Origin of the sequence: Streptomyces sp. NBC_00009, from assembly GCF_045040855.1 — a bacterium.
Classification (GTDB): Bacteria; Actinomycetota; Actinomycetes; order Streptomycetales; family Streptomycetaceae; genus Streptomyces; species Streptomyces aureus.
Genome location: NZ_CP108312.1, coordinates 2986492 through 3012395, shown reverse-complemented (window position 1 = coordinate 3012395; position 25904 = coordinate 2986492). Strand labels below are relative to the sequence as shown.

The following is a 25904-nucleotide window of genomic DNA, read 5'->3' as shown; positions in this document are numbered from 1 at the left end:
GGGAGCGGCCGTTCCAGTGTCCGGAACAAGCGGGCGAATGGGACGGGTCCGCGAACGTACTCGCAACACCCCTCGGAACGCCCTGAATTGTGCCCGCAGTTGACCCGCGACCGTTTCGGTGAATAGAAACCGCGCCGTCGTTTATCCCTTTCGGAATGGTGAACATGACCAGTCGTATTCAGACTTTCCGGGTGGCCGTCGTCACGGCCGCCGCCGCGGGTTCGCTCGTCCTCGCGGTGCCGCAGACCTTCGCCGCCGCGGCCGCGCCCACAGCCGACTTCAACAAGGACGGCAAGGCCGACCTGGCCGTCGGCGTGCCCGCGTACACGGACGGCGCCGCGACCGGCGCCGGCGCGATCTCCGTCGTGCCCGGCGCCGCTTCCGGCCCGAACGGTGCCTCGAAGATCTTCCTCACCCAGAACAGCACGGTGGGCGGCACGGCGATCCCCGGCAGCTCGGAGACCGGCGACGCCTTCGGCTCGGCGACCGCGTTCGGCGACATCAACGGCGACGGATACGCCGACCTGGCCGTCGCCGCCTCCGGCGAGGACGACACCTCGGGCCACAACGACATCGGCGGCATCACGCTGCTGTACGGCTCCGCGTCCGGCTTCACCGCGGACCCGACGATGTACCACCTGCCGACCGCGCTGCGTTACAACGGCCAGTCCTGCGGCACGAAGATGTCGATCGGCGACTTCAATGCCGACGGCAAGGCGGACGTGCTCGCCTTCTGCGCGGGCAGCAACAGCGTCATGACGATCGACGGCGCCACCAAGGCCGTCCGCACCAACGCCGTTCAGCCGTCCCAGTTCGGCAACCCCCTCGAGGGGTCGGATGTCGCGGCGGGCGACGTGAACGGCGACGGGTACGTGGACGCCGTGGTCACGTACATGATCAACGACGGCGGCCAGTACCTGAAGGTCGTCCCCGGTACGGCGACCGGTCTCAACTTCGCCGGGATCACCACGGTTCCGAACGCGTTCGGCGCCAACTCGCTCGCAACGGGTGACGTCAACGGCGACGGCGTGGACGACGTGGTCGCGGGCATGGTCGGCGGCAACTTCGGTGGCCAGGTCGTCGCGTACTACGGCGCCGCGACCGGCCTGGACGCGTCCCGCTCGACCGGGCTCAGCCAGGACAGCGACTTCGTGCCCGGCTCGGCGGAGTCCTCCGACAACCTCGGCGCGTCGGTCGCCGTGGCGGACACCGACGGCGACGGCATCGACGACGTCCTGGCCGGCGTCCCCGGCGAGGACCTCAACGAGGCCGACCCGTACGACGCCGACCAGGGCGACGTACTCCTCCTCAAGGGCTCGTCCAACGGCCTGACCGGCGACGGCTCGGCCCTGTACAGCACGGACACGACGGGCGTCCCCGGTGCGGCGGAGGTCGGCGACCAGCTCGGCGCGACGGTGGGCCTGGCCGACTTCACGGGCGACGGCCGCGCGGACCTGGCGATCGGCTCCCCGGGCGAGAACACGGGCGACGGCACGGTCCTGACCCTCAACAACAGCGCGAACGGCGTCGTGGCGACGTCGGGCCTGTACTTCGGCCCGGTGACGCTGGGCATGGCGACCGGCGACGGGTTCGGGATCGGGCGGGTGCTGGCGCCGTAACGGCACCTCGCCCCGGCAGTAACTGAGCGAACGGCCCTGCACGCACCCGATGGGTGCGTGCAGGGCCTCGTTCGCCTCAGGATGATCCGCCCCGCAACGGCCCAAGTGCCCGATAAATTCCATCTGTTGACATGAGCATCTTCAGTTGATTAAAAATCATGCGGCCCGAAAGGAGGAATGCAAAACCGACCGCACCGACCCACGCATGCCCGGAGTGCCCCTGTCGAGCAGGGGTCCTGCGGACGTACGTCGGCCCCTTCGCCCTGCCCGGAAAGCCGTCGCTCCCGAGTGAACCATCACAGTCGTCCGGACGGAATTCCCCGTCCGGAAGTCCGGCATGCCCGCATTCCGTGCGCAGGAAGTACCACACGGAAGACGGGTGTGCCAAAGGAAAGGGCACCAGGACGTGAAAGTCCGTTACGGGAGATTGATCTCCTGCCTTGTCGTTTCGGCGGTGGCGGGTACCGCCCTGCCTCAGGTCGCGTATGCCGCGCCCGCCTCGGCGAAGGGAGGCGACGACAAGGGAGTCGTCGACACCATCGCAGGCTGGTTCTCGGACGACGACGCTGACGACGAGGGCAAGCCGCCGGTCGGTGGGAAGCTCGAGATACCCAGCCGCGAGAAGCTGCCGAAGGGCAAGAAGGCCGCCAAGGCCAAGCGGGTCAGGGAGCTGACCTCGCGCCGCACGGAGCACGCGCGCTTCTGGCAGCTGTCCAACGGGCAGATCCAGGCGGAGCTTTCGCAGGTTCCGACGGCGTACCGCGTGGGTTCGGGCAAGAAGAAGTCCTGGAAGTCGATCGACACGGGTGTCGAGGCGACGAAGGCCAAGGGCTTCGACTTCGCCAACACGTCCAATTCCGGGCGTAGTTGGTTCGGTTCGGACCCGGACAAGCTGCTGAAGTTCCAGGCGGGCGCGGGCGGACCGGCGGTGACACTCGGTCTCAAGGGTGCCGCGAAATCCGTGGATCCGGCGGCCAAGGGCTCCACCGTCACGTACAAGGACGCGGCGGCCGGTGGCGCGGACCTGGAGTACCGGGTCGGTCCCGGGCACGTGAAGGAGAACATCGTCCTGGCGAAGGCGCCGGACGGACCCGTCTCCTACACCTTCACCCTCGACACGGACGGTCTGACGCCGAAGGCGCGCAAGGACGGCGCGATCGAGCTGTTCGGCGAGGCGCCGAACACGCCGGTCATGACGATTCCGGCCGCGTACATGTCGGACACCCGCAAGGACAAGAACTCACCGTACGGGGTGTCGTACAGCCCCAAGGTGAAGCAGAAGCTGGTCAAGGACGGCAAGAACTGGCGGATCGTCGTCACGCCGGATGCGAAGTGGCTGGCGTCGTCCAAGCGGCAGTATCCGGTGTCGATCGACCCGACGATCACGATCACGCCGACTCCGACGCAGTCGCAGGACACGATGGTTCTGTCGGACCAGCCGACGGCGAATTTCAACAACACCTGGAAGATGTCGGTCGGCAAGACCGACACGGGTATCGCGCGTTCGCTGATTCAGTTCCCGCTGGACGAGATCCCGGCCGGGACGCAGCTCGACTCGGCGCGTCTGAGCATGTACTACGACCAGACGCACACCACCAACGCCAACGACGTCACCATGGAGGTCCACCGGGCGACCGGTCCGTGGACCGAAGGCGGCGCCAACTGGTCCAACACCAGTACGTTGTCCGGTGAGTTGTCCGGCACGACCGTCCAGATCGACGACGGTGACACCGGTACGGCGGCCGTGGGTGAGTGGCCTCGCGCCACCACCACCGGCGGCGCGGCGACGAACGATGACTTCGCCTACAACAAGAACTCCCTGACGGGCGAGACCTACACCTGGCAGCCGCAGGTGAAGGAGACCGCGTCCTACCGGGTGGAGGCGCACTTCCCGCCCGCGACGGACGGGGCGACGGCAGCCCCGTACACGATCAACCACCGGGACGGCACCGGGACCGGGACGGTCAACCAGTCCGGCACCACGGCCGCGTGGAAGACGGTGAACAGCACCCAGTTCTACTTCTCCAAGGGCAACACGGGGAAGATCGTCCTGGGTGACACCAACAGCTCCACGACCCGCAACATCGCGGACTCGATCCGTCTGGTGAACCCCGCCCAGATCGTGAAGGACACGGGCGAGTACAACCAGTGGCACGACTTCGCGGTGACGGACACCGTGCAGAAGTGGGTCTCGGGCACGTCCGCCAACTACGGTTTCGTGATCCAGGCCAAGGACGACACCCTGGCCGGCACCCTGACCGGTGGCCCGCGTTACGAGTCGGGTGACGGCGACTACGGCGGCGAGACGTCCTCGTACCCGCGCCTGACCGTCACCTACGGCAAGGTCGGCTCGGCGCTCAACTCGCCCACCGTGGTGCATGACACGGGCCCGGAGCTGTCCTGGTCGAAGTACACCAACTCGACCGGTGACACCAACCAGGACATCGTCGAGTACCAGCTGCACCGCTCCACGCAGCAGGTCTTCACGCCGAACGCGGCCACGCTGGTGGCCCCGATCGACAAGGCGGCGACCGCCTACACCGACACCACCGCGACCCCGACGCCCGACTCGTCCACGGACGAGATCGGCCGCTCGTACTACTACCAAATCGCGGTGAAGACGAAGGACGGCTCGGTCATCGGGTCGCCCACGCGCATCGTCGGTGTGCCTAAGGCCGGCCGCACGATGAAGCTGATCCAGGGCACCGCGGGCGGCGTCACCGACACCACCCTCTCCTCCCAGCAGCCGACGACCAACGAGGACACGATCCTCTCGTACACGCCGCAGAATTGGCTGAGCGTCGGCAACAACTCGGGCACGTACGGCAACACGCGTGCGGTCATGAAGTTCCCCACCAGCTCGATCCCGGCGACGGCGACCGTGCTGAACTCCAAGCTGTACATGTGGGGCGCGGAGACCACCACCGACACCAACGGTGCGATCTATGAACTGCACGGTCTCACCAAGGACTTCGCGGAGACCGCGGCGACCTGGAACAACGCCACCGCCACCACCCCGTGGACGGCGCCGGGCGGTGACTTCGGCTCGACCGTGTCGGACACGGTCGCGCAGGTATCCGAGGTCGGCCGGCACTGGTGGGACGCCACGTCCATGACGCAGGGCTGGGTGAAGACCCCGTCCAGCAACAAGGGCGCGATGGTCAAGCTGGCCAACGAGGCGACCGGGCCGAAGGAGCGCACCCTGTTCCTGGCCTCCGAGGGCGCCGACCAGCAGCTCGGCCCGCTGCTCCGCGTGATCTACGTGGACGCGACGTCGGAGAACACCTACTACGCGCCGCAGACCCCGCAGCGCATGACCCCCAACTCCACCTACACGGTGGACGTGACGGTCACCAACACCACCGGCAGCACCTGGGCCGCGGGTGAGCGCCAGCTCTCCTACACCTGGAAGCTGCCCGACGGCACGGACGTCACCAACGGCGGCAACCAGCTCAAGACGGCCGTCCCGACGCTCGCCCCGGCGGAGTCGGCGACGGTCCACGCCCAGGTCAAGACACCGATCAACTCGGACGCGGGCAACAAGCGCACGGACTACGTCCTGGGCTGGGACGTGCAGAAGGTCTCGGACGGCAGCTGGCTGTCGGCCGGCACCGGCGGCATCCCGTCCCTGACGCAGAACGTGGCGGTCGAGGACCCGACGTCCAACTCGCTGGGCCTGGAGAAGTTCTACTCCTACTCCGGCAAGAACACCGGCGCCGGTTCCACGGTCATGAACAACCTGGCCTCCGGCAACAGCGTCTGGTCGTACAACGCGTTCACCAACCCGGGCCGCGGGCTCAATACCTTCGCCCGGTTCTCCTACAACTCGCTCGACACCTCCGACACTGTGCTCGGCGCCGGCTGGTCCGGGCAGGTGGCTGGTCCTCTCCGTCTTGGCGCGCCGCTGGACTTCCGTCCTAACCCGAACCCGACGGAGATCCGTCTGCCGGACGGTGACGGCACCACGCACATCTTCGCCAAGCAGCCGGATGGCACGTGGAAGGCTCCGGCGGGCGTCCACTTCAAGGTCACGATGAAGTCGGGCCTGTCCTGCACGCCGGACAAGGATCCGGTCCCGGACGCCTGGACGCTCACGAGTCCGGACGGCACCCGTTTCCTGTTCGGCTGCGACGGCTATCTGACGTCGACGGTCGACAAGAACGGCAACACCCAGGCGTACACGTACGAGGAGCGCAAGTCAGGTGGCAAGCCGACCAAGTTCCTGAAGTACATCACCGACCCGGCGGGTCGGCAGTCGCTGACCGTCGAGTACTTCGACAAGACGACGGCGCCGTTCCCGAAGGTGGCCGACCACGTCCAGTCGATGACGGACATCTCGGGCCGCAAGCTGACGTTCGAGTACTCGGACAAGGCGCTTCTGACGAAGCTGACGGACGGCGCGGGCTCCTCGCAGCCCAAGGTGTTCGGCTTCACCTACGACTCCACGCAGGGCAACAAGAACGTCAAGCTGGTCACGGCGACGGACCCGCGTGGCAACGACACCGACCTCGCGTACTACGCGCCGGTGACCGGTGACGACCCGAAGTACCACTGGTGGACCAAGACCATCGGTGACCGGCTGAACAACTCGACGGGCTTCGCCTACGCGGCGAACGCCACGAACAGCAAGTTCACCGACACCAAGGTTACGGACCCCGAGGCGCACGCCACGGACTATGTCCTGGACGACTTCGGGCGCGGGGTGAAGATCACCAACGCCAAGAGCCAGACGACGGACATGGCGTGGGACGCCGACAACAACGTCACCTTGATCAAGGAGGCGAACGGCGCTCAGACGACGTACACGTACGACCAGAAGACCGGCTATCCGCTGACGATGAAGGACGCGGAGGCCAACAAGAACGGCACGGCCGCCACGGTCTACACGTATCAGACGCGGCTCGACGGCTTCTCGGCAGACCTGTTCACCCAGACCTCTCCGGAGGGCCGCAAGTGGCAGTTCGGCTATGACGCGTTCGGCAACCTGAAGACGGGCACCGACCCCAAGGGTGTCGCTACCGCCACGGCCGGCGACTACACCACGTCGTACGAGTACGACACCTACGGTCAGAAGATCAAGGTCACCGACGCCAACGGCAACGTGACGCAGGCGTCGGACTTCGACCCGGTCGGTGCTCCGAAGACGGTCACCGACCCCTACGCCAAGGCCACCAAGGTCGTCTACGACGAGCGCGGCCAGATCATCTCGACCACCGACGCGCTGGACAAGACCAGCACGCAGACGTACGACACGTTCGGCCGTCCGCTGGTGAGCAAGGTGCCGAAGGACCAGGCGGCGGGCGACTACATCACCACCCCGGCACCGGTCTACGACGCCAACGACAACACCACCGAGTCGACTTCACCGACGAACGCGGTCTCGAAGGCCGTGTACGACGCGATGGACCAGGTGACGTCGGCGACCGCACCGGCGAACAACCAGACCGCGGACCGCAAGACGGCCTACACCTACGACAAGGTCGGCAACCTCAGGACGACGACCGAGCCGAAGGGCGTGGCGACCACCGCGGACGCCACGGACTACGTCACCACCAACAACTACGACACGATCTACCAGCTCACGTCGGTGGTTAACGCCGACAACGACAAGTCCTCCTACGAGTACGACAACGTCGGCAATGCCGTCACGGTGATCGACCCGAAGAAGAACGCGACGGCCGACACCACCGACTACACCGGCAAGACGGAGTACGACTTCGACCACCGGCCGGTCAAGCAGATCGACGCGGCGGGCAAGTTCACCACCACGCAGTACGACAAGGACTCGATCGTCGTTGCGACGACCGACCAGGAGGGGAACAAGACCCAGACAGTCCCCGACGAGCGGGGCATGACCTTCGAGGTCAAGGTGCCGTACGACGGCACCACGGTGCGCACCACCCGCTATCAGTACGACCAGGTGGGCAACACCACCAAGGTCGAGACACCTCGGGGCACCGCCACCACCGGCACGGACGTGGACTTCGCGGCCCGCACCGAGTACGACAAGCTCAACCGGCCGGTCAAGCAGTTCCAGCCGTACGACCCGGCGGACGGGACGTACAACAAGGCGGACGTCTACACCGAGACGGTCTACGACGAGGTGGGCCGGGTCAAGAAGACGTCGCTGCCGCCGGCGGGTGACCCGGCGCGCATCGACACCGACTACACCTACTTCGACAACGGCTGGATCAAGACCTCCACCGACGCGTGGAACATCAAGACGGCCTACGACTACAACAACGTCGGTCAGCAGGAGAAGCGGACGCTGACCGGTGACAACGGCACGTCCACGCGGACCATGGGCTGGTCGCACTACCCGGACGGTTCTCTGAAGGGCCGCACGGACGCCGTCGGAGACCCGTCCGCGGACAGGTCGTACGCCTACGACTACGACCTCAACGGCAACATGCTCACGATCGGTGAAACGGTCGGCAGCACCACGAGCGTGCCGTACACGATGACCTACACCGGTCTGAACCAGGTGGACAAGGTCACGGAGGCGCTCACCGGTCAGGTGGCGAAGACCACCTCCTACACCTACGACGCCAACGGCCAGCTCGACACCGTCGACCACCCCCAGCAGAGCTCGAAGTACGAGTACGACCTGCGCAACCTGCTCAAGAAGGTCACGGCCAGCCAGGTACCGACCGACCCTCAGCCGGACATCACGCAGTTCACGTACACGGATCGCGGTCAGCGCGCCACCCTCACCAAGGGCAACAGCAACACCGTCGATTACACCTACTACGCGAACAGCGCCGTCAAGACCAGCACCGAGAAGAACCTCTCAGGCGCGCTGGTCTCGTCGCACAGCTACGAGTACGACGCCAACGGCAACAAGAGCAAGGACACGGCGTCGCTGCTGAGCGGTGACGGCGACGGGCTCCGGAACTCCGTGACCAACTACACCTACGACCCGGTCGACCGGATCAAGGAGTTGGACAAGACCGGCAACAAGCCGCGGACGGAGCAGTACTGGCACGACGACAACTCCAACGTCACCAAGCAGCTCTTCCTCCAGAAGTCGGATCTGACCGAGTTCTACTACAACAAGAACCGGCTGAGCTCCTCCTCGAACCTGGTCGACTCCTCGGCCATCTACGACTACGACACCTTCGGCCGGATGAAGTCCGTCACCGAAAACGGTGGCGCCGCCGTCGAGACGAACACCTTCGACGGCTTCGACCGGCTCATCGGCACGGTCCGCAAGGCGGGCACCAAGACAAACACGACCGCCTACCGCTACGACGCGCTCGACCGCACGGTCGAGAAGCGCGTCAACGACGCCGTCACCTACGAGTACAACTACCTGGGCCTCGACAGTGAGGTGTTCAGCGAGGAACTCGACGGAACCCTCACCGACACCTACCAGTTCGGCCTGGGAGGAGAACGCCTTTCCCAGCTGAACCACTTGACCGGCGACAGCGGCTACTACGGCTACAACAGCCACGGCGACGTCGAGACGTTCACCTCGTACACCAACACTCCCACGTCCACCTACGCCTACACCGCATATGGCCAGGACGTCAGGGACGAATGGACCGGCGAGGACAGCATCACGGCGCCGGACGACGAGGGGACCAACCCCTACCGCTTCAACGGCAAGCGCTGGAACGCCCAGTCGGAGACCTACGACATGGGCTTCCGGGACTACAGCCCGGAGCACAACCGGTTCATCAGCCGGGACTCGTACAGCGGCGCCGCGGCCGACATGAGCCTGGGTGCCGGGGCTGCCAACAGCAACCGTTACGGCTTCGCCGGCGGCAACCCGGTCAACAACACCGATCGGGACGGCCACGAATCCTGCGACGTCGGCTGCCAGGCACGCCAGCAGTACCAGGGGGGCGGGGACCCGATCATCCCCGACCCGGAGAAGCTCGAGTTCAACGTCCAGTACCACGACGGCTCCACGGGCCTCGAGAACTGGGTGGACCCGTGGGACTTCGTCAAGGAACTGTCCGGTGTCGCCGATGTCGAGGGGTGCAAGAACAACCCGTCGGCAATGCAGTGCACGATGGCTGCCGCAGCAGTATTCCCTGGTGCAGGAAAGCTGCTGAAGGGTGCCAAGTGGGCCGACGAAGCCGTCGAAGCGGCTTCTGACGCTCCGAAGTTCCTGAAGAGCAAGTCCATCGCGGAAAAGAACAAATCGCGTGTGAGCTTCCAGTATCAGAAGCACGTGACAGGCCAGGACGATGAACAGATTTGGCGACTGAACAGCGGTATTGACAGTGGTCGCCGAGTCGAAGTCGATGGTGGGCCCACGGATGGATGGATCGTGGAGGCAAAGTGGACGCAGAACGAGTATCAATGGGAGGGAAGCCCGTATCACCCCAGCAACTACTTCAGTGAGGCGACCACGGTCGACCAGGCCAGAAGGCTGCTCGCTCTGAATTCCGGGCTTGGCGGAAAGGGCGTCAGGTACGCAGTCTCCAGCCCGCAGGGAGCTGCCTTCTTCCGAGGGGTTCTACGGGAATGGTTCCCTGACGAGATGGCCAACGGTACACTCGCCGTATGGCACGTCAGCGCAAAGGGCATGTAGCAATGGGCATAGTGGCAGAAAGTATCATCGCCAATGTCGCTGAAGGTCATCTCAAGAGGAATCTCGCCGAGATGAATTCAGTGATGCAGAAGCTCGGCTGGACACCTTCCGGCTCAGTCGCTCCTCCCGCATGCAGGCGCTGGGAGGGAGGTGGGGTGGTCCTTCACCTCGCGTCCTGGGGAGATGGATGGGCTATCGACTTCATCTTCGCCGAGGTATGGCCGGAAGATGTCGATGAGCTCGGATCCGAGGCGATTGACTCGGCCATCGAAGAGCAACTGCCGTTCTGCCACGAAGTCCAGGAGTCGCTGCTGCAGGTATTGCGGAGCAGAACCTCGGTTTCGGTCGGTGAGGGCGGCGAGTTCGACGACAGCGAATTCGTTGAAAGCTCTGTCTGGAACGTTGCGGGTTCTCCGCTCGCTGTAGGAATCGCCAGCAACGACGTCGACACACCGGTCCTGGTGATGGCGAGGTTGTTGCTGGGTTCCTAAAAGAAATGCCAGTGAGGGGCCGCCAGTCTACTGGCGGCCCCTCATCTATTCGGGACCGAAATGTGTCTTATGGCCCTAGGTCTCGAGCATCTCGACCTCGATGACACTCCCATCAGCGTTTCTCTGCACCTTTGCCGTGAGAGCAAGCTAGATAGCCAGTCTTCTGGCGCTTCGCAACGGTAGGTAGATCTGCTGCAGACGCAACCTTGGGATGGGGTTGCGTCTGCGGTCTTATGAGGAAGGGAAAGGGATGGAACTTTGGGATCAGAGGGTTGAACCGTACGAAGCGGCCCTGGAGGGCATGAGTAGTGAGGTGTTGGGCAGCCTTGCATTGGATGTCATTGAAGCCGCACCCCCTCTCTTCGGTCACTCATTCGATGATTTCTTCCCGCCGAGTCATGCGGAACTCGTCAAGTCTGCTTTTGCGTTGCGTCGCGATAGCCCAGAGGGCTGGCAGTCCGATTCTGAATTCGCTGTGGAATTCTTGGGCCGTTATGACAAACTCCCCATTGTTTCGGTCAGGCCGGCCGTGGGTCCGTATTTGATGGCGTTGGTGCGACTCTTTGAAGCGCCCCCTCGATCCCTTACGGCTGACGATGTGATGGAAATTCAGTCGTCTTGCTATGAGGCCGTATTGATGACGCATCTCACGGGTCGCGTCACGATTGAAGACGAGATGAACAGCGATCAGTGCATGACGGCCATCGACCTTCAGATCAGGCTCATTGAGGGCTATCGAGATGGTGATCGGATCGGATAGTGAGAGGGTGCCACCTCCTAGTGTCGCGCGCCTTCCGGTTTGGCCTCAGTGACAGACGTGGTGAATCAGCCGGACTGGCGGGATGACGAAACGCTGTCAGCCCAGATCCGCGCCATGACTCGGCAGCAGCGTCACCAGGCCGCGTACCTTGCTCTGCGCAGATTGCAGGCACCGTTGCTCGACATCGCGATGCCCGTGGAGTGGGGAGTGGATCCTGCCGCTCTCGCTTCCATGCTCCGCGAGGGAGCCGGGCGACTGGATGGCGAGGTCAATGAGGACCTTGGGCATGCAATCGCAGGGCTCTGTTCCGCACCCTTGTTTGAGTCCGAGATCGAGCCTGAATTCGCCGAGAGCTTCCAGTTGGAGGCCATCAACGGCTGGCTCATGCTTGGGGAAGCCTTGGGGGAGATGAGCGAGGTTCAAACCGATAGGGCCATCAGCCTTGCACGAGAGATGGCCGTATACCTCGACTCATACATGGATGGCTCACTCACCGTGGTCGAGGGGGATGAGCTTCGTGAGCGCTACCTTGCTCGCGTCGCAGACAACCTTCGCGTCTACGGGCTGGGCTATTTCGGCACGAGGAACCTTGAGATCGAGGGTGCCTGCCATGCGGCCATCGTTGCTGTTTCAGCAAGCGAGGATCTGCTTGGTTCTGCGGTTGGTCACCAGCTGGTGGCTACCTGCGACGAATACGGCAGCCAGATCTCATCAGCCCTGAGGGCGTTCACTCAGTGAGATCCCGCGAATAAAATCAACTGAGGTCCCGTCGATCAGATCGATGGGACCTCAGTGCTTTGGCCTCAATCGAGCCCAGGTGGTGCCACGTCCTTTCGGAGGGAGAGGTTGATGCCTGATATTGATTTGGATCACCCTCTCCAGCTCATTGAGCTGGCTGCGCGGTTCGAACCTCCGTGGGATGCGGAGCGGGTTTCCTCTGAACTCGTCCTGTCTGGCTGGGATCCTGCCGGCTCGGTATCTCTGCCGTACCCGAAGCGTTTGACGCGGAACGGGCTCCGTCTGGGAATCGAAGACTACGACGACCTGGTGGTGCTCAGCGTCACACTGCAGGAGTGGCCGGTCGATTGGGACTCTCCCGATTACGTCAGCGACGTCACCGGGGAGTACGAGGAAAAGATCCGTGATTGCCGCGAGCTGGCAGGTCGGCTTGCTTCGCTGATGAGCGAGAAGTTCTCAGTGGAGCCAGAAGACCTGGTGCTCGACAGCGATTACTTCGCATTCGTGTGGGATGACTGCTGGAGGGTCTCCGATGTGCACGTGATCCTGGGTCTCGAGCATCTCGATCCCGATGACACCCCCATCAGGATTTCTCTGTACCTTTGCCGCGAATCCGGTGCATGATTTCTCAATCAAGCACGCGATCCCGGTGTGGCCAGGGGCAGTTGACGACCCTGCAGTAACTGTGGGATCTTCCAGCGAATAGGCCGCTGGCTGCGGCGAAGTGGATCAAGGCGATGCTGCCGGGCGTGTGTCCGGCAGCACCGTCTTTTGTATTCCGTTTCCGCGGCGGCCTGTTGGCGCTCGCCGGCAGGCGATATGACTGCTGAGCGCAGCGGACCCGCCGTCCCTCCCCGCAGCTACGTCGAAGAGAGAAGGTGACGTCGCGGAATGGGCCAATGTGAGTGGCGGACGACGCCTGCCCGGCCGGTGGACGTGGAAGCCGTATTTCCGGAGTTGCGTGGCCACGCTCTGACGGCCACTCCGACGTCGAGACTCTGACCGACTCGAGCGGCGACACCAAGGCCACCTACGGGTACACGGCCTACGGCTCGGACGACGTGTCGGAGTTCACGGGTGCCGACAAGCCCGACCAGGCCGATCCCACGAAGGAGGAGTACAACCCCTACCGCTACAACGCCAAGCGGTGGGACGCCCAGTCCGGCACGTACGACATGGGCTTCCGCAGCTACGACCCGGGTCTCAACCGCTTCACCAGCCGGGACATGTACAACGGCGCCCTCGCCGACATGAGCCTGGGCGCCGACCCGTACACGAGCAACCGCTACGCCTTCGCCGGAGGCAACCCGACCAGCCGCGTCGAGTACGACGGTCACGACTGGTGCTTCGGCGTCTGTGACGCCGTCGGCGACGCGGTCGGTGACGGTCTGGACTGGGCCGGGGACAACGCCGACACGCTGGTCGACGCGGGGCTTCACACCGCGGAGATCCTCGGCGGAGCGATGGAGATCGGCGGCGGACTCGACGAGATAGCCGCCGGCGTCGGACTCTGCATCGTTGGCGGCATCGAGACGCTCGGCGCGGCTTGCGTCGCCGGCGCCGGTGTCGCGGTCGCCGGTGTCGCTACGATCGCCGTCGGAGTAAGTGCCGTCGCCGACGGCGCCATCGGTCTCAGCAACGACCTTACGACGCTGCGCAATTCGGACTCGGGAAGCTCGTCGGGTGGCAGCGGTTCCGGCTCGAAGTCGACGGATCCCGGCGCCCAGAACCCGGACATCACCTGGAAGACCGACGATTTCGACGGTTGGCAGCATGTCCAGGACACGCACCGCATCGGCGGCAAGGACTACAACCCTGAAAACAAGGGTGCCTTCATCGGCAAGGGCAAGAAGGTCCAGCAGTGGGTTCAGCAGGTCGTGAAGAACAACCCGGCCAAGCCCAACGCCTCGCCCGGAAACGACGGGTATATCTATAAGGGAAGGATCAACACGGGTCCCGACGGCGTTGGCATTCTGAGCAACAAGCAGAGTCAGGGCCTGGGTACGAATAGGGGATACGGGATCAGGGTAGTTCTCAATCCTGACGGAAGCCTGAGAACGGCTCATCCTATTCCGTAATGCACGCCGAGTAGTATAGTCGCCGACCGCCCGCGGCGGGGTTGTTTCGCGTGGGTGGTCGGCGGCGATCTCAGAAGACGCATATTGGAGAGTAATGTTTAACGTCACTTTTGCTCCAGCGTCGATGCGGGAAATGGCGGACAAGCAGCGTGAAAAGCTGGCGGCTGGTCGTGCCAGTGAAATGGATATGCGGTATGAGTATTTTTGGGTAGATTTTGACTTGACCGTGGACGGCTTCGACTCCGAGTGGTTCCCGGGAATTCCGGTCCTTGACCTCGTGTTCTGCCTTCTCTATTCTGTGCAGGCGATCCGGGAAGGCAATCCCGGCACGATTAGCTTCACGGAAAGTGATGTACTGATTCATCTCACTCCAAGTGGTGAATATTTGACCGTGGAAAGGTCCTGGAATCCCACGGCAGGAAACTGTTCCATTGCCGAGTTCCTGACCGGTGTATCCCGGTTCTCCGGCGAGGCCTTGGAGTACATCGCTCGCAGGTACCCGGACTTCGAGGGGCACCCCACTCACCGAAAGTTGATGGACATGTTGGAACAGGTTGGGTGAACAGCCCGGATTGGCGCTCGGATAGATGGTGAGGGTCGAAGAGCTGGAGGCCGCGCTTCCGTCGATGACGCAGTGGCGTATGCCCGGAGGCCGGAGCGTCGACTGGGCTGCCCTTGAGGCGGCCCTCGGGACGGCGCTGCCCTCCGACTACCGGTCCCTTGCCGAGGCATACCCGGTGCTGGTCATCGATGACTTCGTCATGGTGTCCGTTCCGACGCCCGGTGCCGAGGTGTCGTGGGCGTCTGCGTCTAGGAACGACGAGATCCTTCAGGATCTGTACGAGATGGACGACACCGAAGGCTACGTTCCCTTCCCGCAGCCGGGAGGCCTGATCGGCTGGGCGGATTCCAATTCGGGGGACTCCTTCTACTGGAGGACGAGCCCCGCGGACCCGGACGCATGGCCGGTGGTCGTCCGCACGGACAATGCCGACTGGATCGAGTTCCCGGTCGGCGCCGTCGAGTTCCTGGCCGGCGTGTACGGGGGCACCATCGACGTGCCGGGCATGCCCGGGGACTTCCCCAGCGACTTTCCGGAGGTACTGGGCCTGAGCGACCGTATCGACTGATCGGCCCGTTCCCTACGTGACCTTACGCAGCTGCGTCCGCGCGGCAGTCTCGGCATTTGCCTGGTTCCGGGGCGCGGAACGGGCGGTCGCATTTGGGGCAGTCCTGGAACGGGTGCGGTTTGGCGCGGGGCGTCGGGGCCTTGGGGGCTGGGGCTGACCTCAGGCGGTGGGTCAGTAGGCCCGCCGGGCTGTGCAGTTGGCCCTCCGGGAGTGACGTCGTCAGGGCCTCCGTGATCGTCGTCAGGTTGGCCCCTGCGTTCAGCCAGGCTGTTACCGCCGGGGCCAGTGACGTGACCTCCTTGGGCGACAGGGCCAGGCGCCTGTCGTGGTGCGGGAGGGCTCGGAGGATCGAGCTCGCTTCAGGGTGCGGAGCGACGGGGGCTGTAGCGGGGGCCGGTCCGGCGAGGGCGAGGGTGGGTGCGCGGGCGCGGGCAGCGGCATCGATGGTGCGGCGCCCGGGGTGTCGTACACGTACGTGCGCGTCACCACCCTGCCGTCCGGTGTGCGCTGCACCCTGCGCTCCAGCCAACCCTCCGCCTCCAGTTCGCGTAAGGCCCGTGCGATCAGGATCTCGCCCTCGTCGAAGTGCGCGCGGAGGCTTTTTATCGTGATGGGGGCGCCGTCGGGGAGCGAGAAGATGTACGCCGCGACGCCGACGGTGATGGCTGAACCGCTGCGTTGGAGCAGGCGGTTGGTGAGGACTGTGAAGTTTGCCGTGTGGCGTACGCGGATGTGGATGACGCCGGAGGAGGGCACGGCGTTAGGGTTGGCGGTAGCCATGATGGAAGCGCTTATCTTCCTGTCGTGGTGAGGCCCTCGATCGGGATTGCCGTCCCGGCCGGGGGCCGTTGCTTTGTGTTGTTGTGGTGGCTGAGCGTAACCACACCTCCGGGGCCCCTGTCCACCAACTCACCCCATCGGGTGAGGAGTTCAGGACGGGGGAGGGGAGAGAGTTCTTTGGTTCAGATTCTTTGGAGAGTGCCGGGGCGGGCGGGGACCGGTGAGCTCGGGTCTGGGCCTGCGCCACCGGTCACCACTCCGTCAGGCCTCGGTCCCACCTGCGGCGGAGCACCAGCAATCCGGCCCGCGTGGTCCGCGCGACCATGTCGGCCTCGAGGATGCGCCGCCGCGTACGTACGACCTGTCGCGTGTCGGCGAAACAGTGACACGACCCCCGGTCCGCTCCCAGACTTCGATGCATGCGCAGCTACCGCACCCTGTTCCGCACGCCGGAGTTCTCCCCGTTCCTGCTCTCCTTCGCCGCTTTCGCCGCCGCCCAGACGATCGGCGGCCTGGCCCTGGCCACGCTGGTCTTCCGGGCCACCGGCTCCCCGCTCCTGTCGGCGGTGAGCATGTTCGGCCCGCAGCTGGCCCAGTTGCTCGGGGGTGCGTTCCTGCTCTCGGGCTCCGACCGCCTGCCCCCGCGCGCGGTCCTGTCCGGCCTCGCCCTCGCCTTCGCGGCCGGCACGGCGGTCCTTGCACTGCCCGGTCTGCCGGTCTGGGCGGTGTTCGGCGTCGTACTCGGGCAGGGGTTGGTCGCGTCGCTGGGCGGGGGAGTGCGCGGGGGGCTGCTCAACGAGATCCTGCCGAAGGACGGCTATGTGCTTGGCCGTTCGGTGTACAACATGCTCTGGGGCCTGACGCAGATGGCCGGTTTCGCGATGGGCGGTGTACTGCTTGCGCTCCTGTCCCCACGGACCTGCCTGCTCCTCGCGGCAGCGCTGTACGTGATGTCGGCCCTCGTCACCCGTCTGGGCCTCACGGCGCGGGCACCGCGCTCCTCCGGCCGCCCGTCCGTCGCGGCGACCTGGCGCACCAACGCCCTCCTGTGGTCCTCACGCCCCCGCCGCCTGGCGTACCTGGGCCTGTGGATCCCCAACGGCCTGATCGTCGGCAGCGATTCGCTCTACGTCTCCTACGCTCCCGGAGCCGCCGGCACGCTGTACGCGGTCGGGGCGCTGGGCATGTTGGTGGGTGACATGGCGGTGGGCCGCCTGGTGCCGCCCGGGGTGCGCCCGCGTCTCGCGACCCCGCTGCGACTGCTCCTCGCGACTCCCTACCTGTTCTTCGTCCTGCGGCCGGGAGTGGCGCTATCGGCGGTGGCCGTCACCGTCGCCTCCGTCGGCTTCGCCGCGAGCCTGGTCCTGCAGGAACGTCTGCTGTCCCTCACTCCCGACGACCTCGCGGGCCAGGCCCTCGGCCTACACGCCACCGGCATGGCGGCCCTGCAGGGTATTGGCGCCGTCCTAGCGGGCACGCTCGCCCAACTCACCTCATCTGCTTCAGCGATGACGCTGATGGCGTCCGGTTCGGTCACCGTGACGCTGGCTCTGGCGGCGCTGGGCAGGCGGGAGGAAGGACGGCCGGCCGACCTCGGTACGCGTCCGGACGTGCTGCCGGAACCCGCCGCCACGGACTAGGTCGTGGCTCCCAGGCGCCCTGATGCGAGGAGCGTCCCGCCCCACTTCCGTCCGACCTGCCCCCTCTCGCAAGCGGATTGGGACAGTCCTCGCATTCACTGCCAGAGGTGGAGGTCATGCAGCTCGACCTGGGTGAGGAACTGCTCGGCCACGCCCGCAAGATGCCGGCGGAGCCGGACGTGCCGGTGGAGGAGTTCCGGTTTCCGAGCGCGCGGCTCGCCGAGGCGCTCGATGACGCGCTGCGCGTGGCCGCGCGAGTGGAGATGTCCGAAAGTTCCGGCCGCTCGCGTTCCGGGGGCGGTGTGCTGTAGGAACGGCCCGGTTTCCCGAGGAGGACCGGAGGAGTCGCCGTGAACCGCCTGCTCGGATACGCCATGGTCTGGGTGGCGGTCAATGGGGCGATCACCTTCGGGGCCGGTGAGGGCATGAGCGACCGGCTGGGGGCGCTCGGCGTGGCGCTTCCCGCGTGGGCCTACATCGGCTTCCGCATCCGGCAGGAGATCCGTGGGATCAAGGAAGACGGCAGGCAGGTGCGGGCGCGCAGGAGGCGGGGCAAGCTCATGAAGCTGGATGAACTGGTCGACGCGGTAGCCCAGTTGGTCGTACCCGGCGCACGGCGGCTCGAGTGTCGCGAGGGCGGGCATGGCCCCGGACATGTGTGCCTCGCCCAGTCCGAGGAACTCTCCCTCGCCGATCTCGTCGAGGCGCTGAGCAGCCGTTACGGGTCCTCGCGCAACCTCGCCATGGGCGGGTACACGGACCCCACGGTGGACGCGACGACCGGGCGGCCCCTGCTCGTGCCCTTCGGTGCGGATGTCGTCGACATGCGGGCCTGGGCGCAGGGGAGTTCGTGGATCGGTGCCGGGACCGTGCGCACCGGGGACGACGCGCGGCGCGTGGTTCTCGTCGCGGAGCGGGCCGTGCCCGCAGTGGAACTGCTGCCGGCCGACGTGTCCTGGGTGGAGCGGGTCGTGGCGGTGACCGGGTGGGCCGGTGAGGCCCGTACGGTCGACTGGGATGCGGTGGAGGAGCGGCTCGGCACCCGGCTGCCCAGCGACTACAAGCAGCTCGCGGAGATCTTCCCGGACGGAGCCTTCGACGGCTATCTCAAGCTCTACGGGTCCGACTGCCGCTTCCCAGGGGAGGACTTCGCAGAGCACGCCGAGTATCTGTTCGCGTACGCCTCGTGCGAGGACAGGGAATGCTCGGTGCGGCACGACATCCATCCTCCCCTCGGCAGGGTCCTCCAGTGGGGGGCGTCCTTGGAGGCGGAACGGTTCTACTGGCTGGCCGAGGGCGACGACCCGGACCGCTGGGCTGTCCTCGCGTCCGACGGCGGCGACGACTACGACGCCTGGACCCGCTTCCCCGGCACCGTCGCCGAGTTCGTCTTCCGCATGCTCACCGAGCGCAGCTACCCGTTCTCCACGGCCCGCTATTTCGACACGCACTGGTTCGAGCGCTACGAGAGCAACGCGAGCTACGAGAGTCATGAGGATCCGGATTCGGGAACGGTGGGAGACCATCATGGAGCCGAATGAACTCGTCGACGCCGTATCGCGGTTGGTCGGTCACGGCGCGCAACGCTACGAGTGCTGCGAGGACGGGCATGGCGCCGGGCACGTGTGCCTCGCCTCGACCGATGAGCTCGACCTCGCCGGTCTGATCGACGGGATCAGCAGCCGTTACGGGTCCTCCCGAAGCCTCGCCGTGCGCGGCTACGCCGATCCCACCGTGGATGCGACCACCGGGCTGCCCCTGCTCGCGCCCTTCGGCACCGACGTGATCGACATGCGGGCCTGGGCGCATGCCGACCAGTGGATCGGGGCGGGGACGGTCCGGGTGGGGGACGACATACGGCACGTCGTTCTCGTCGCCGAGCGGGCCGCGCCCGTCGTGGAGGGGCTGCCCGCCGACGCGACGTGGGTGGAGCGGGTCGTAGCCGTGACCGGGTGGGCCGGTGAGGCCCGTACGGTCGACTGGGATGCGGTGGAGGAACGGCTCGGCACCCGGCTGCCGACGGACTTCAAGCAGCTCGCGGAGATCTTCCGGAACGGCGCCTTCGACGGCTTCCTCACCCTCTACGTGCCCGAGGCCGCCGTCCCCGGCATGGACTTCGTGGAGCACGCGGAGTATCTGGCCGGGTTCGCGGCCCGCTCGGGCACGAGCCTGTGGGAGCCGTACGGCATCTACCCGGCCCCGGGCGGACTGCTGGAGTGGGGGTCGTCGGAGCAGGCGGACCAGTTCTACTGGCTCACCGAGGGCGACGACCCCGACCGCTGGCCCGTCCTGGCGTCGGAGGACATCCCCGACACCTGGACCCGCTTCGACGGCACGGCAGCCGAGTTCGTCTTCCGCATGCTCACCGAGCGCTCGCATCCGCACTCGGTCGCCCGCTATTACGACACCCACTGGTTCCAGAGTTACGAGGACGAGGACGAGGAGTAGGCCCGACGCGGCTGCGAAGCCCGCCGCGTCGAAGGGGCCTCGCCGGTCGGCTCGGGAATCGAGGCCAGGCCCTTCTTGGCGAATTCGCGGTTGGCGATCGTCTGCTTGCGATAGCTGTCAGGCAGGCTGGGCGTCGCGAGCAGCCGGTCGCAGGCTTCGAGCGAGGCGGCGAAGTCGCCCACCCAGTACGAAGTGATCGAGAATTCGAACAGCAGCCCCCAGTGGTAGACCCAGGGCTGGATGAACAGCAGGTCGTCCGGCGGCTCCCGGTCGAGCACGGAACGGACGACCGCGTGCGCGGAGTGATAGCGCCCCATGGTGCGCAGCCGCGCGGACAGTTCGTAGCAGGCTTCGAGCCGCTCCGGACGCGACTCCCAGGCGCGCGAGAGCGCGTCCATCGCGCCCGGCCAGTTGCCGGAATCCGCCCTCAGGACCCCGGCCTGCAGCAGCGCGAAGTACACCTCTTCGCCCCAGCCGCCCATTTCCGCGCGGCGTTCGTACAAGGCGATCGCCTCGTCCTTGCGGCCCATGTCGCGCATGGTCTGTGCGAGGTAGAAGACGGTGCGGGTGTTGGTGGGGTCGCGTTCGAGTTCGGCGCTCAGCAGGCGTGCGTCGCGCTCGAACTTGTCGTGCTTTGAGCCTCCGTCGGCGTAGTCCTCGATGACCAGCGCGTCCAGGTTCTCCTGTTCGTGATCCTGGTCGGCGGTGAGGTACTCGTGGGTGACGCCCTCGTAGCGCCACGGGAGGTCGCCCCGGACCAGGCGCTTGATGCGGTACTCGGTCGAACCTTCGTGCCGAAGCATGTACGAGTCGGATGTCAGCGGGGGCAGGGGGCCGTCCCGCCGGATCACCAGGTCGGCGTCGAGCAGGAGCAGAAAGTCCGCCCTGCCGCGCGCGTGAGCGACGTTCAGGCTCCGGTTGTGGCCGAAGTTGACCCACGGCTCCTCGTGGAGCTCGCCGGGAATGCCTTGGAGCGACGTACGGATCAACTTCTGGGTTCCGTCGGTCGAGCCGGTGTCGGAGATGACCCAGGTGTCGATCAGGTCGCGGACGGAGGCGAGGCAGCGTTCGATGACGCTGGACTCGTTCTTGACGATCATGCAGAGGCAGATGGACGGCTTCACGGCATCACCATTCCGTGCGAATCGGACCGGGCGACCCTATGCACGGGGCCCGCAGGCCGTGCGGCGGCACGCCGTCACACGTTTTCGTTCCCCCGGTGGCTGCGGGGCCATTGGGACTTGGCTTGTAGGCCAATCCGCTGGTCGCCGCGCCAGAGCCTCAAGGAGCGACTTCTGCGAACCGATGAGCCCAACGGGAGCTCGAATGTGCTTCCGGAACATCCCTCGATCCAGTTTTCAGAAGGAGCAGTGATATGCGTCCTGAGCACAGGACCAGGTCCGCACTCGGACCGCTGCCGAGGCGGAGAGCCTGGCTGACCGGCGGCACCATTGCCTCGCTCGCCCTCGTGATTACGGGGATGGCGAATCCTGCGATTGCGCTGGCTCAGCAGCCCGCGAAGACCGCTGACGTCGCCGTGGCAACCCCGTTCGGCGGGGACAAGTGCAAGCCGAAGCCGAAGCCCAAGCCGAAGCCGAAGCCCCACCACCTGGCGCATGCGATGGAGAACATGCACCAAGTCCTCGACACCTACTCGCTCACGGCACTGGGCGGCGGCGGCAAGGACAAGGACGACTGCAAGGGTGCGACCGGGGCGACGGGTGCCACGGGTGCCACGGGTGCCACGGGTGCCACTGGCGCGACGGGTGCCACTGGCGCGACGGGTGCCACGGGTGCCACGGGTGCCACCGGCGCGACGGGTACGGGCGGCACGGGTTCGACGGGTGCCACGGGTGCCACGGGCGCGACGGGTGCCACGGGTGCCACGGGTGCGACGGGTGCGACGGGTGCAACAGGAGCCACGGGCGCCACAGGCGCCACCGGACCGTGCTCCGACATCGACCTCTACAGCCCGTCGAACACCGAGGACTTCCAGGTCGTGCTCACCGGCGGGAAGACCTTCGTCGGGAAGGCAAGCACGCCCGGCGGGACGATCGTCTGGCAGGACCTCACCAACGCGGTCGCTGTCGGTAACGATCCCGCGAACCCCAACTACCCGCCCAACGTCTGTGCCGTCGGTATCGAGGCCCAGGGCAACGACGCGTTCGTCAAGGCGGTGACGACGACCGGGACTGTGTTCCAGACGCACGGTGACATCGCTGGCAACACCTTCGTCTGGGACGAGGCTTGGATCCAGCAGACGACGCCGTAACCTGACCCGCAACGCACAGGATCGGTGAAGAGGTGTGTTGTGCCCGACGACTGGCTTTGGGCACAACACACCTCCCGCGCACGCCGGCGCGGGGGCCGCAAATCAGTGGCGGGCGCGGGCCGCCACCGACGACCATGCGACGTATGACTGACCAACCCGCACGATGGAGCCAGGCGACCGTCTACCCCGACATGTGGGCGGACCCGGACGACGACCCCCGCAGCAGCGAAGAAGACAGCCCCGAAGGCGAACTGGCGACGCTCCAGACCTTCCTGGCGGACTACCGCCTGACCCTGCGGATGAAGTGCGAGGGCCTGGACCCGGAGCAGCTGGCCCGCCGGTCGGTACCGCCGTCGACGATGTCGCTGCTCGGCCTGCTCCGGCACCTCGCCGAGGCGGAGCGGGACTGGCTGAACTGGATCACAGACGGCGAACCGCTGCCGAAGCTGTACGGCGAGCGTGACGGTGACTTCAACGGCGCCGTCGCCGAGCGGGCCGTGGTCGACGCCGCGTACGCAGATCTGGAGCGCGAACAGGCAGCGACCGACGCCGCGCTGGCCGGGCACCCGGATCTGGGCGAGCGTCTTGGGAAGGTCGAGATCCCGGTCCGGGGGCTGATGGTGCACCGCGTCGAGGAGTACGCCCGCCACTGCGGCCACGCCGACCTGCTGCGTGAGTGCATCGACGGGAGGGTGGGCCAGTAGGCCCGTCGCTCAGCGGCGCGGGCGGTCGGTCGCCTTCACCGCACCGACGAACGCCGTCCACGCGCCGCTGGTGAACACGACGGCCGGGCCGTGAGGGTTCTTGCTGTCACGTACGGGGACGTGGGCGGCGCAGGCGTGGTCGTTGACTTCGAGGCAGTCGCCGCTGCTGCCTCCGCTGTACGTGGACTTGCGCCAGGCGTCGCTTACTTCGAGGCATTCGCCGCTGCTGCCTCCGCTGTAGCTGGACTTGCGCCACATCGTCAGTACGGAAGCGTCGGGGAAGCGGGGGTAGTGCTCACTGCTGTGCATCATGCTTGTAATCCTCCGCGACGGACCTGATCAGGGCCAGCGACTTACCGTGCGACAGCGCGTCGCCCATGGCGTGATCGTAGACCGCCTGGCATTCACGTACCACGGACGGGAGTTCAAGGACCCGGCCCGTTTTCAGGCCCTCGACGTACGCGACCGGCGGCAGGTCCTCGAACCACATCAAGGAGACGAACCCCTCCAGGAGGGCATGCAGGCCCACCGAGAGCGGCAGCACGTGCACGCGAATGCGGCGACGTTCGCCCAACTCGGCGATGTGACAGAGCTGTTCGCACATCGCCGCCGGGCCGCCCACCGGGCGTCGCAGGACTGCTTCGTCGAGGAGATACCAGGCCACCGGTGAGGTGAAGTCGTCCAGGATGCGGGCCCTGGTCAGGCGTGTGACAAGGAGCCTGTCACGTTCCTCGTCCGTCTTCGGCGGGAAGCCGGACTGGAGGACTTCGCGGGCGTACGCCCCCGTCTGAAGGACGCCCGGGACAAGCTTCGGCGCATACTCCCTGATCACCGTCGCCTGGCGTTCCAACTCCAGTGCTTCCGCGAAGTGTTCGGCGACGCTGCCCTCTCCCTGCGTGGGCAGGAAGTTCTCGAAGACCCCGCCTGTCTTGAGTACTTGATCGAGACGGCGCGCGTCCTCCAGCGACGGCCGGCGCCGCCCCGCCTCGATGTGGGCGATGTGGGTGCGCGACATGATGGCCCGCGCGCTCAACTCCTCCTGCGTGAACCCGGCGGCCTCCCGGCGGCGCCGCAACTCTTCGCCGTAACTCGTCCGGGAACCGGGATTGTCCTCGATCGCCATCCGCAACTCCCGTATGTGCGACTTGTGTTGTCACGCTCGGACTACTGGCGAGCCTAGCTGTGGCGACCTCACTCTGTGACCGAATTCCTACGCAGAGCGAGATCGAGAGGCGGTGCAGATGCAGCACGGGGAAGGCGCGTTCGTCGCCCACACCGGTACGGATGTCTACGGGCCCGGCAAGGTGCTCGGCGTCGACGGGGAATCGCGGCGCGTGCGGTTCGTGTACTTCGTGGCGACGATCGCGGCGCGCGACCTGCGGCCCGCTTCTGAGAGCGAAGAGGTCTGGGTGCGGGCGTGGCTGCGGGAGCGTGCGCAGAGGTATGGCGGGCAGTGGTGATTACGTCAAGTGACCGTTCGCTTACGCAAGTTGCGGTACGGTGAGCGCGACAGCACGCCTCACATGAGGCGGCCCTCAACGCCGGTTCCAGCCAGCGAAGAGGGCCTTCATCACCAGTGGAAGTAGCCACCGGAAAATGCTCCGTCATGCTATCGCGCCTGCCCGTTTCTTCAGTCAGGTCCCGAACGAAATCCTCCGCCATCCGCGCCTCTCGTCGGACGCCGTACGGCTGTTGACCTGGCAGTTGTCGCTGCCCGAGGGCGCCGGCGACCCGCTGTCGAAAACCGCCCGTCAGGCCGGGATCGGCAAGTGCGCCTTCAACCGCGCCAAGGGCGAACTGAAGCGCGAGGGCTATCTGCACGAGTGGCGCCAGCAGGGTGTCCGTGGACTGTGGTCGACCGTGCAGCTCGTCTCCAATGTGCCGCTGAAGCCGGAGCAGGCGCTCGCCTTACGGGACGGGGCTCCGGCGGGCGGAAACCCGGCCGCCGGTGAGCCGACCGGCCGGACCGTCGGCCGTCATCCAGAAAAACCCGTTCTTGAGAACACCCCCCACCATCCCGAGACGCCTCCGGAGACGGAAACGGAAACGGAGGCGCCCGAGGCTCCCGCGGCTACGGGAGCCGGGCGCCAACTCATCTCCACCATCCTGGACTTGGAGCCGAGGCTCCGCGTGCCGCGCGGCATGCTGCCGCAGCTGGCGGCTCTGGCAAGCGCCTGGCTGGAGGCGGGGCACACGCCTGGTGGCGTACGGGCGCATGTGCAGCGCAGTTTGCCGGGCCCGAAGCAGCCGATCCACAGGCCGGGCGGCCTGCTCCGGTACATCCTGAGCGACGTACCACCGGCGCCTGTCGTGGAGGCTCTCCCTCAGCCCGTACAGCCACGCATCGCCCAACTGCGGGAATGCGAGGGCGTGCATACGCAGGCGCGCCTGTTCCGGCCGGAGGGCGACGAGGAGTTCTGCGGCGAGTGCCTGCGGGGGCGAGTACCTGACGGCGCGGCCCGGCTGTAGGCCTGCTCCCGGTTGCCGGGATGCGGAAGCCGGTACCTCCCCCGGACTGCCGTCCGACCTCGTTGTGGACCGGCATCCCGTGGTGGACCGTGCCCGCCGTCGGACCCCAACTCGCGTGATTAGCCATTCGCATTGCCGCGGAACTCAGGGCGGCGGGTCCGCTGAAAATCGCCCCACGTACCGCACACTGGTCAACTGGGATCTGACATGGATGTTCCTCAACTCCCATTCCC

Annotated in this window: 20 protein-coding genes and 1 pseudogene; 18 read left to right on the top strand and 3 right to left on the bottom strand. The window is 66.1% G+C overall.

The genetic code is table 11. The features are described 5' to 3' along the window. Positions 1 to 164: 164 nt before the first annotated feature. From OHA58_RS13350 to OHA58_RS13285, 14 genes and pseudogenes are all read left to right on the top strand, one after another. Complete coding sequence (locus tag OHA58_RS13350) at positions 165 to 1619, top strand: FG-GAP-like repeat-containing protein (protein WP_405478901.1); 1455 nt, start codon at positions 165 to 167, stop codon at positions 1617 to 1619. A gap of 1420 nt (positions 1620 to 3039) precedes the next feature. Further along, positions 3040 to 10161, top strand: coding sequence for a DNRLRE domain-containing protein (locus OHA58_RS13345; protein WP_405484950.1), 7122 nt, complete (start codon positions 3040 to 3042; stop codon positions 10159 to 10161). Beyond that, positions 10134 to 10652 carry a hypothetical protein gene (locus OHA58_RS13340; protein WP_405478900.1) on the top strand — a complete coding sequence of 173 codons (519 nt, stop codon included), beginning with the start codon at positions 10134 to 10136 and terminating at the stop codon, positions 10650 to 10652. Before OHA58_RS13345 ends, OHA58_RS13340 begins: the two co-directional genes overlap by 28 nt. Positions 10653 to 10902: 250 nt before the next feature. After that, a complete protein-coding gene (locus OHA58_RS13335; RefSeq protein WP_405478899.1) occupies positions 10903 to 11412 on the top strand; it encodes a hypothetical protein in 510 nt (169 codons plus the stop codon). A gap of 57 nt (positions 11413 to 11469) precedes the next feature. Next, entirely contained in the window at positions 11470 to 12150 is a 681-nt protein-coding gene (locus OHA58_RS13330) for a hypothetical protein (RefSeq protein WP_405478898.1), read from the top strand. 111 nt (positions 12151 to 12261) lie between these two features. After that, positions 12262 to 12774 carry a hypothetical protein gene (locus OHA58_RS13325; RefSeq protein WP_405478897.1) on the top strand — a complete coding sequence of 171 codons (513 nt, stop codon included), beginning with the start codon at positions 12262 to 12264 and terminating at the stop codon, positions 12772 to 12774. 350 nt (positions 12775 to 13124) lie between these two features. After that, positions 13125 to 13502, top strand: a pseudogene (locus tag OHA58_RS13320) (RHS repeat-associated core domain-containing protein); the annotation flags it as partial. Between the two features lie 859 nt (positions 13503 to 14361). Beyond that, positions 14362 to 14790 (top strand): hypothetical protein, encoded by a 429-nt coding sequence (locus tag OHA58_RS13315; RefSeq protein WP_405478896.1) that lies wholly within the window; start codon positions 14362 to 14364, stop codon positions 14788 to 14790. A 25-nt stretch (positions 14791 to 14815) separates the two neighbouring features. Beyond that, positions 14816 to 15358, top strand: coding sequence for an SMI1/KNR4 family protein (locus tag OHA58_RS13310; RefSeq protein ID WP_405478895.1), 543 nt, complete (start codon positions 14816 to 14818; stop codon positions 15356 to 15358). Positions 15359 to 15818: 460 nt separating this feature from the next. Further along, positions 15819 to 16169 (top strand): hypothetical protein, encoded by a 351-nt coding sequence (locus tag OHA58_RS13305; protein ID WP_405478894.1) that lies wholly within the window; start codon positions 15819 to 15821, stop codon positions 16167 to 16169. Positions 16170 to 16557: 388 nt separating this feature from the next. After that, positions 16558 to 17778: an MFS transporter gene (locus OHA58_RS13300; protein WP_405478893.1), complete on the top strand. Its 1221-nt coding sequence runs from the start codon at positions 16558 to 16560 to the stop codon at positions 17776 to 17778. Between the two features lie 116 nt (positions 17779 to 17894). Further along, the gene (locus OHA58_RS13295; RefSeq protein WP_405478892.1) at positions 17895 to 18089 is read left to right on the top strand and encodes a hypothetical protein; all 195 of its coding nucleotides are present in this window, start codon (positions 17895 to 17897) and stop codon (positions 18087 to 18089) included. Between the two features lie 39 nt (positions 18090 to 18128). Further along, on the top strand, positions 18129 to 19319 hold the full coding sequence (locus OHA58_RS13290) for an SMI1/KNR4 family protein (RefSeq protein ID WP_405478891.1): 1191 nt from the start codon (positions 18129 to 18131) through the stop codon (positions 19317 to 19319). Then, positions 19306 to 20226, top strand: coding sequence for a hypothetical protein (locus OHA58_RS13285; RefSeq protein WP_405478890.1), 921 nt, complete (start codon positions 19306 to 19308; stop codon positions 20224 to 20226). Before OHA58_RS13290 ends, OHA58_RS13285 begins: the two co-directional genes overlap by 14 nt. Here OHA58_RS13285 and OHA58_RS13280 read toward each other — a convergent pair. Continuing rightward, a complete protein-coding gene (locus OHA58_RS13280) occupies positions 20202 to 21350 on the bottom strand; it encodes a glycosyltransferase (RefSeq protein WP_405478889.1) in 1149 nt (382 codons plus the stop codon). The genes OHA58_RS13285 and OHA58_RS13280 overlap by 25 nt on opposite strands. 356 nt (positions 21351 to 21706) lie before the next feature. On the opposite strand from OHA58_RS13280, the gene OHA58_RS13275 reads away from it, so the two are divergent. Both OHA58_RS13275 and OHA58_RS13270 read left to right on the top strand, forming a co-directional pair. Further along, the gene (locus OHA58_RS13275) at positions 21707 to 22498 is read left to right on the top strand and encodes a hypothetical protein (protein ID WP_405478888.1); all 792 of its coding nucleotides are present in this window, start codon (positions 21707 to 21709) and stop codon (positions 22496 to 22498) included. A gap of 134 nt (positions 22499 to 22632) precedes the next feature. Beyond that, a complete protein-coding gene (locus OHA58_RS13270; RefSeq protein WP_405478887.1) occupies positions 22633 to 23202 on the top strand; it encodes a DinB family protein in 570 nt (189 codons plus the stop codon). Positions 23203 to 23211: 9 nt separating this feature from the next. On the opposite strand, the gene OHA58_RS13265 is transcribed toward OHA58_RS13270, so the two are convergent. Next, positions 23212 to 23514, bottom strand: a complete 303-nt coding sequence (locus OHA58_RS13265) for a DUF397 domain-containing protein (RefSeq protein ID WP_405478886.1) — start codon at positions 23512 to 23514, stop codon at positions 23212 to 23214. After that, complete coding sequence (locus OHA58_RS13260; protein ID WP_405478885.1) at positions 23498 to 24325, bottom strand: Scr1 family TA system antitoxin-like transcriptional regulator; 828 nt, start codon at positions 24323 to 24325, stop codon at positions 23498 to 23500. Before OHA58_RS13260 ends, OHA58_RS13265 begins: the two co-directional genes overlap by 17 nt. 118 nt (positions 24326 to 24443) lie before the next feature. Between OHA58_RS13260 and OHA58_RS13255 the strand changes: the two genes are divergently transcribed. Together OHA58_RS13255 and OHA58_RS13250 are read left to right on the top strand one after the other, a co-directional pair. Next, positions 24444 to 24662 (top strand): hypothetical protein, encoded by a 219-nt coding sequence (locus OHA58_RS13255; protein WP_100594949.1) that lies wholly within the window; start codon positions 24444 to 24446, stop codon positions 24660 to 24662. A 136-nt stretch (positions 24663 to 24798) separates the two neighbouring features. Continuing rightward, positions 24799 to 25671, top strand: a complete 873-nt coding sequence (locus OHA58_RS13250) for a hypothetical protein (RefSeq protein ID WP_405478884.1) — start codon at positions 24799 to 24801, stop codon at positions 25669 to 25671. Positions 25672 to 25904: the final 233 nt, after the last annotated feature.